The sequence below is a fragment of the Streptococcus porcorum genome, assembly GCF_053203725.1.
This window is the reverse complement of record NZ_JBRUDG010000053.1, coordinates 1-5,426: the sequence shown is the minus strand read 5'-3', so window position 1 is coordinate 5,426 and position 5,426 is coordinate 1. Positions and strand designations below refer to the sequence as shown.

The following is a 5,426-nucleotide window of genomic DNA, read 5'->3' as shown; positions in this document are numbered from 1 at the left end:
ATGAACCCTTTCTAATGTGAGTTTCGTCGCTTTTCATTATAGGTCATATGGGACCTTTTTCTATATTCAAAAAGGCTCCATAATTTCCACGGTGTTCTTACCCACTACAGAAATTATAGAGCCATAATATCTCAGTAAAGCTTACCTAATTTAGGTAGGTTTTACTGAAATATTAAAAAGATTTTCTGAAAGGAAGACCCATTATGACACAAAATGTCATTGAAATGAGAGAGATTACCAAAAAATTTGGTGATTTTGTGGCAAATGACCACATCAATCTTAACCTCAGAAAAGGTGAAATTCATGCTTTACTTGGTGAGAATGGTGCAGGAAAGTCAACTTTGATGAATATGCTAGCAGGCCTCCTACAGCCTACTAGTGGTGAGATTGCTATTGACGGGCAAGTCGTGACAATTGATTCACCTTCAAAATCATCTCAGTTAGGTATTGGGATGGTTCATCAACATTTTATGTTGGTAGAAGCCTTTACAGTAGCGGAGAACATCATTTTAGGTAATGAGACAGTAAAAAATGGCTTGTTAGATTTAAAGAAAGCCAGTCAAGAAATTAGCGATTTGTCTGAAAAATATGGTTTAGCAGTAGATCCTTCAGCAAAGGTTGCAGATATTTCAGTTGGTGCCCAACAACGTGTTGAGATTTTAAAAACACTTTACCGTGGGGCAGATATTTTAATATTTGATGAACCAACAGCTGTCCTAACCCCTTCAGAAATTCAAGAATTGATGGGGATCTTAAAGAATTTGATTAAAGAAGGTAAATCAATTATATTGATTACCCATAAATTAGATGAAATTCGAGCAGTAGCTGATCGTGTGACAGTAATCCGTAGAGGTAAATCGATTGAAACGGTTAGCGTAGCTGGAGCAACGTCTGAAGATCTGGCAGAAATGATGGTTGGGCGTTCAGTGTCCTTTAAAACAGAGAAAAAACCATCAAATCCACAGGATGTTATTTTATCTATTAAAGATTTAGTCGTTAATGAAAACCGAGGGATACCTGCTGTTAAGGATCTGTCATTGGAAGTTCGTGCAGGCGAGATTGTTGGTATCGCAGGTATTGATGGAAATGGTCAAAGTGAGCTGATTCAAGCGATTACAGGATTACGAAAAGTAAAAAGCGGGTCAATTGTTATCAAAGGACAAGAAGTTACAAAGTATTCTTCTCGTCAAATTACAGAATTGAGTGTAGGTCATGTTCCAGAAGATCGCCATCGTGACGGCTTGGTTTTACCAATGACATTAGCAGAAAATATTGCCTTACAAACCTATTATAAAGAGCCTCTTAGCCAAAAAGGAATTTTGAACTATCCAAAGATTAATGAGTATGCTAGAAAATTAATGGAAGAGTTTGATGTTCGTGGTGCTAATGAGCTAGTTCCTGCTAAAGGTTTTTCCGGAGGAAATCAGCAAAAAGCGATTATTGCACGTGAAATTGATAGAGATCCAGACCTATTGATCGTTAGCCAGCCAACTCGAGGTTTAGACGTTGGTGCGATTGAATATATCCATAAACGCTTAATAGAAGAGAGAGATCGAGGCAAGGCAGTCCTAGTTGTTAGTTTTGAACTTGATGAAATTTTAAATTTATCTGATCGTATTGCAGTTATTCATGATGGTAAGATTCAAGGTGTGGTTTTACCTGATCAGACTAACAAACAAGAACTAGGTATCTTGATGGCTGGTGGCGTTTTAGAAAAGGAGGCTACTAATGTCTAAACGAACTCAGCAAATTGCTGTTCCATTGATTTCTGTCCTATTAGGGATTATCTTAGGTGCGGTCGTGATGTTAATCTTTGGTTATGATCCGATATGGGGATATGAAGGATTGTTTCAAACCGCTTTTGGAAATGTAAAAAATATTGGTGAAATTTTTCGCGCTATGGCACCTTTAATCCTAATCGCTTTAGGTTTTACAGTAGCCAGTCGAGCAGGTTTCTTCAATATTGGTTTATCTGGTCAGGCATATGCAGGTTGGATTGCTGCAGGATGGTTTGCTTTGGCTAACCCCGATTTGCCACGTCCATTTATGATATTGTGTACAGTTTTAATTGCTGCTATAGCTGGAGGTGTTGCAGGAGCCATTCCTGGAATTTTACGAGCTTATTTAGGGACAAGTGAAGTTATTGTTACCATTATGATGAACTATATTATTCTTTATTTAGGTAATGCAGTCATTCAGAATGGATTTTCAAAAGAAATTATGCGCTCAGTAGATTCTAGTATTCAGGTTTCTGATAATGCAACTTACCAGGCAGAATGGCTTAGTGCTATAACCAACCATTCTAGAATGAACATTGGGATATTCTTTGCTTTGATTGCAGTTGTTTTTATCTGGTATTTGCTTAATAAAACAACACTTGGTTTTGAAATTAGATCAGTTGGTTTGAATCCTCATGCAAGTGAATATGCAGGGATGTCATCTAAGCGTACGATTATTTTATCTATGATTATTTCAGGTGCCCTAGCTGGTCTTGGAGGTGTTGTTGAAGGGTTAGGAACATTTGAAAATGTCTTTGTTCAAACCAGTTCTTTAACAATTGGTTTTGATGGTATGGCAGTTAGTCTGTTAGCAGCTAATTCACCTATAGGAATTATTTTTTCAGCCTTTTTATTTGGTACCCTTAGCGTAGGTGCTCCAGGTATGAATATCGCTGGCATTCCACCTGAGCTTGTTAAAGTTGTGACAGCTTCCATCATTTTCTTTGTAGGTGCACACTATTTAATCGAACGTTACATAAAACCAAAGTCCAAAAAAGAAATGAAAGGTGGTAAATAAGAATGAATATTGTGACGATATTATCTCTTCTAGTATCATCTATGTTGATTTATGCGACACCTTTAATTTTTACAAGTATCGGTGGTACTTTCTCAGAACGTTCTGGTATGGTAAATGTGGGGCTAGAAGGTATTATGGTTATGGGAGCATTCTCAGGTGTTGTCTTTAACTTAGAATTTGCTGATCAATTAGGCTCACTGACTCCTTGGTTTGCAGTATTAGTTGGTGGTGTTGTTGGTCTTCTATTTTCTTTGATACACGCTGTTGCTACAATTAATTTTCGTGCTGATCACATTGTTAGTGGTACTGTCTTGAACTTGATGGCGCCAGCATTATCTGTTTTCCTTGTTAAGGTTATCTATGGTAAGGGACAAACAGATAATATACAAGAGGCTTTCAAAAAATTTGATTTCCCTATTTTATCAAATATACCAGTAATTGGAGATATATTTTTTAAAAATACTAGCTTGATGGCTTATATTGCCATTGCATTTGCCTTTTTAGCGGCTTATCTATTAAATAATACCAGATTTGGTTTGCGTCTTCGTTCGGTGGGAGAGCATCCTCAAGCAGCGGATACTTTAGGGATTAATGTTTATAAAATGAAGTATTTTGGGATTATGATTTCAGGATTCTTAGGAGGAGTCGGCGGTGCAGTTTACGCTCAATCTATTTCCGTTAACTTTGCTGTTACGACAATCTTAGGGCCAGGATTCATCGCTTTAGCAGCTATGATTTTTGGGAAATGGAATCCTATCGGAGCAATGCTATCTAGTTTATTCTTTGGGCTTTCTCAAAGTTTGGCTGTTATCGGAAGTCAATTGCCATTGTTATCAAATATTCCAATATACTATTTGCAAATTGCGCCTTATTTATTAACGATTATTGTACTTGCTGCCTTCTTCGGTCAAGCTGTAGGTCCGAAAGCAAATGGTGTCAATTATATTAAATCAAAATAATTTTTTACTCACTGTTACTTTTTGGCAGTGAGTTTTTTTATCATCAAAATGAAAAATACTGAAAATGCTGAGCTTAAATCTTGTAAGCGTTTTATCTATGTGGTATAATATTAGAGTAATAAATAATGAAAGTTGGAATTAGTATGTCTAAAATTGTTGTAGTTGGTGCGAACCATGCAGGTACATCTGCTATTAATACAATCTTAAATAATTATGGAGCAGAAAATGAAGTAGTCGTTTTTGACCAAAATTCAAATATCTCATTTTTAGGTTGTGGGATGGCACTTTGGATTGGAAAACAAATTTCAGGACCAGAAGGTTTATTCTATTCCAATAAGGAGACATTAGAGGCTGCAGGTGCTAAAGTTTATATGGAGTCACCAGTTGAATCTATTGACTATGATAAGAAAGAAGTTACTGCAATTGTAAATGGTGAAAAACATGTTGAATCTTATGATAAGTTAATTTTAGCTACAGGATCAGCACCTATTATTCCACCGATCAAAGGTGCTGAATTGCAAGAGGGAACACGCGAATTTAAAGCAAAACTTGAAAATTTACAATTTGTGAAACTCTATCAAAACTCAGCAGAAGTTATTGAAAAATTGAATAACCCAGATATCAAACGTGTTGCAGTAGTTGGTGCAGGTTATATCGGTGTGGAATTAGCAGAAGCCTTTCAACGTTTAGACAAAGAAGTTACTTTGGTTGATATTGCGGAAACATCTCTGAGTGGCTACTATGATCCTGAATTTACAGATTTAATGAATAAAAATCTTGAGGAACATGGTATTAAGTTAGCCTTTGGTCAAACGGTACAAGCTGTTGAAGGTGATGGAAAAGTGGAGCGCCTTGTGACAGATAAGGAAACTTTTGATGTGGATATGGTTATTTTAGCTGTAGGCTTCCGCCCTAATACTGATCTTGGTGCAGGTAAGATTGATCTATTCCGTAATGGTGCTTTCTTGGTTAATAAAAAAGGTCAGACAAATCTTCCTGATGTTTATGCAATTGGTGACTGTGCGACTGTTTATGACAATGCCCTTCAAGATACCAACTACATTGCACTAGCTTCTAATGCTGTTCGTACCGCTATTGTTGCAGCTCACAATGCTTGTGGTGTAGAAGTAGAGACAGCTGGTGTTCAAGGTTCAAACGGTATTTCTATTTATGATCTTAAGATGGTTTCAACAGGTTTGACGCTAGAAAAAGCTAAACGCTTTGGTTATAATGCTGTTGCAACAGATTTTTCTGACCTTCAAAAACCAGAATTCATGGAACATGACAATCATGAAGTTAAGATTCGTATTGTTTACGATAAGGATACACGTGTTGTCTTAGGAGCACAAATGGCTTCAAAAGAAGATGTGTCAATGGGAATGCATATGTTCTCTTTAGCTATTCAGGAACAAGTTACAATTGAGCGTTTGGCTCTTCTTGATATTCTTTTCTTGCCACACTTTAATAAACCATATAATTACATTACGATGGCTGCACTTTCAGCTAAGGAATAGGTCAACCTAGGACTATAATATCGTCATTACAAAAAAAGGCTCTTTGTCAACTGTAGTGGGTAGATGAAAAGCTAACACCTAGAGAGGACGAAATTCGTTCTCTCTTTCTTTATGTTCAAGGCAATCAAAATCCGTTTTTTAAAGTTTTCAAAGTTCC

Annotated in this window: 4 protein-coding genes; all 4 read left to right on the top strand. The window is 36.6% G+C overall.

The features are described from left to right. Nucleotides 1-203 precede the first annotated feature (203 nt). The 4 genes from ACVRWY_RS09235 (at nt 204) to nox (ending at nt 5,269) form a co-directional block, all read left to right on the top strand. Complete coding sequence (locus ACVRWY_RS09235) at nt 204-1,736, top strand: ABC transporter ATP-binding protein (RefSeq protein WP_354369892.1); 1,533 nt, start codon at nt 204-206, stop codon at nt 1,734-1,736. Then, nucleotides 1,729-2,796 (top strand): ABC transporter permease, encoded by a 1,068-nt coding sequence (locus tag ACVRWY_RS09230; RefSeq protein WP_354369893.1) that lies wholly within the window; start codon nt 1,729-1,731, stop codon nt 2,794-2,796. The genes ACVRWY_RS09235 and ACVRWY_RS09230 overlap by 8 nt, the downstream gene beginning before the upstream one ends. 2 nt (nt 2,797-2,798) lie before the next feature. Continuing rightward, nucleotides 2,799-3,755, top strand: a complete 957-nt coding sequence (locus ACVRWY_RS09225) for an ABC transporter permease (RefSeq protein ID WP_354369894.1) — start codon at nt 2,799-2,801, stop codon at nt 3,753-3,755. 143 nt (nt 3,756-3,898) lie between these two features. Further along, nucleotides 3,899-5,269: a H2O-forming NADH oxidase gene (gene nox / locus ACVRWY_RS09220; RefSeq protein ID WP_354369895.1), complete on the top strand. Its 1,371-nt coding sequence runs from the start codon at nt 3,899-3,901 to the stop codon at nt 5,267-5,269. The last annotated feature ends 157 nt before the right edge of the window (nt 5,270-5,426 follow it).